The 2,209-nt window shown below is 36.8% G+C and carries 4 protein-coding genes; all 4 read left to right on the top strand.

The window, feature by feature from the left end:
• Positions 1-5: 5 nt before the first annotated feature.
• The 4 genes from MRT15_RS11915 to MRT15_RS11900 all read left to right on the top strand — a co-directional run bounded on the left by MRT15_RS11915 (position 6) and on the right by MRT15_RS11900 (position 1,996).
• The gene (locus tag MRT15_RS11915; RefSeq protein ID WP_369684984.1) at positions 6-902 is read left to right on the top strand and encodes a hypothetical protein; all 897 of its coding nucleotides are present in this window, start codon (positions 6-8) and stop codon (positions 900-902) included.
• A 226-nt stretch (positions 903-1,128) separates the two neighbouring features.
• Positions 1,129-1,488, top strand: a complete 360-nt coding sequence (locus MRT15_RS11910) for an Mth938-like domain-containing protein (protein ID WP_304330497.1) — start codon at positions 1,129-1,131, stop codon at positions 1,486-1,488.
• 102 nt (positions 1,489-1,590) lie between these two features.
• A complete protein-coding gene (locus tag MRT15_RS11905; protein WP_304330496.1) occupies positions 1,591-1,722 on the top strand; it encodes a hypothetical protein in 132 nt (43 codons plus the stop codon).
• 55 nt (positions 1,723-1,777) lie between these two features.
• Complete coding sequence (locus MRT15_RS11900; protein ID WP_304330495.1) at positions 1,778-1,996, top strand: hypothetical protein; 219 nt, start codon at positions 1,778-1,780, stop codon at positions 1,994-1,996.
• Positions 1,997-2,209 lie beyond the last annotated feature (213 nt).

Raw genomic sequence — 2,209 nt, 5'->3', positions numbered from 1 at the left:
CATGAATGGATAAGTTGAAGGAAGAGTTCCTTAAACTTTTGGATAGGGATTTGGAGTTTAGGTATGCTGTTGCTGGCTATTTAGGTTTATCCGAGATTTTGAAGAGGCTTGATAGATTGGAGGAGGGGCAGAACAAACTGTGGGAAAACCAGAATAGACTTTGGGAAGAAGTCAAGAGCTTAAGGGAGGGGCAAAATAAGCTTTGGGAGAATCAAAATAAATTTTGGGAAAATCAGAATAGACTTTGGGAGGAAATAAAATCATTAAGAGAAGGACAGAACAAATTATGGGAGAATCAAAACAAATTGTGGGAGGAAATCAAAGCTTTGAGGGAAGGGCAAAATAGGTTATGGGAAAATCAAAACAAACTCTGGGAAGAATTGAAATCATTAAGAGAAGGACAGAATAAACTATGGGAAGAGGTCAAAGCATTAAGAGAAGGACAGAATAAGCTGTGGGAAAATCAGAATAAATTGTGGGAGGAGGTTAGAGGCTTAAAGGTAACTCAAGCTAGACTTGCAGCAACTATAGATAGGTTGACAATCACCATTGAAGAGGAGAGTCTTGATGTGGTGGGGAGGAGATTGAAGGATGAATTGGGATTGGATATAAAGCTTGGCAGAATTTTTGTTGATGATAAGGAGATAAACATTTATGGTTCATCAGATGACATTTGCGTGATAGGTGAAGCAACTGTTAGGCTTGGGAGAAGATTGGTGGAAGAATTGGAGGAGAAGATAAAGTTCTTAAGGGAAGTGAAGCCTGAGTTGATCAAGCCCAAAATTATAAAGGTAATCTATACTGATTATGCAACTCCAGAAGCAATAGATCTTGCAAAGGAGTATGGAATATGGATTTTAAATTGGAAGGGGGATATTACGCCTAGGAAGATTCACTCGTGAAAAACCCTCTCATTTTATTGGAGTTGTTGAAGATTTAGTTGCGGATGCAATTATAGGATTGAACATCATGGAAAGTTATGGAATATACATTGAGGGTGATGAGATAAAGTTTAAGCATATACCACCAACATCAATGATAGTTTGAGGGTAAACCTATTTAAACAACAATCCCCTCCACGATGTTTAAGCGTTAGGCTTTAATATTCCACTTTAAACTAGGATTCTTGTGAAAGATGGGTTTATTGAATTCTATGATTTTGGAGTTATGGTTGTAAATGGTAAACGTTATACGAGTGACCTTATAGTTTTCCCTGAAACTGTTCTAAGTGGATGGTGGAGGAGGAAGGGTCATGAAGTCTGCGTGGAAGATTTAAAAGAGGTTTTCAATAAGACTCCCCTTCCGGAAGTGTTGGTTATTGGTACAGGCTACTCTGGGCTTGTAAAAGTTCTGCCAGAAGTTGAAAAAGCTTTGAGAGAAAGAGGGGTAAAGCTTATAACTCAACCTACAAGTGAAGCTTACAAAATCTTCAATGAACTTTTAAGGGATGGTAAACGAGTTGTTGGCGCTTTCCACTTAACATGCTGAAACCCATATAATGGGGGTAAATGGCTTACGAAAACTTTCCACGTATCTATCTATTGTGAAGGTTTAAAATGGAGAGTTTAATCAAATATTTTAGTGGTTGAAATGCTAATTTTGAAATATGTGGAAGTGAATATTGATGGAAAGATTTCCAGGCTTTTAGCATTATTTGATTCTGGCTCGAATTTCACAATTATGGGGTATGGGAGGTTGAAGGAGCTTTTCGGGCGATGTTAAATTTAAATTTTTAAGTAAACCTAGGGAGGCTTCACTCTTAAATGGGCAAAAGATATTGATTGATGATTATGTGGATTCACAAATACTAATCGATGGATACTTGATCGAAGATAGAATCTATTTGACGAGGAATATTGTTAAAGAGGTTGTTTTGGAGGGTGAAAGGAGATTACTACCAGATTTGATAATTGGAGCACCAACTCTAGAAACTTGGGGGCTTGAACTCAATTTGAAGGATGGAAGGATAATTCAGAGAGGGAGTTTCATAATTTGAGATTAATGGTTAACGGATACTTCAAGTATAACTGTTTCCATATTAATATGGTCTACATAATTAAAGCTATTTTTATTCGTGAATAGGTTAAGTGAATTGATATGCATTTTGCTGTTCGTTTAAAGGTGATTTCATTTCACTTTAACACTTTTCAGTTTGAAGAAGGCTATGGAGGTAATTATCCATGCTATGGGCATCACCATGAAGAATCCA

The sequence above is a fragment of the Candidatus Culexarchaeum yellowstonense genome (genome assembly GCF_024707025.1).
Taxonomy (GTDB): Archaea; Thermoproteota; Methanomethylicia; order Culexarchaeales; family Culexarchaeaceae; genus Culexarchaeum.
The sequence above is the reverse complement of the archived record's forward strand: the minus strand, read 5'-3'. Positions and strand labels throughout refer to the sequence as shown.

Coding starts and splice junctions, on each gene's coding strand:
- MRT15_RS11915 (WP_369684984.1), top strand. CDS start 6: ATGGATAAGTTGAAGGAAGAGTTCCTTAAACTTTTGGATAGGGATTTG.
- MRT15_RS11905 (WP_304330496.1), top strand. CDS start 1,591: ATGCTAATTTTGAAATATGTGGAAGTGAATATTGATGGAAAGATTTCC.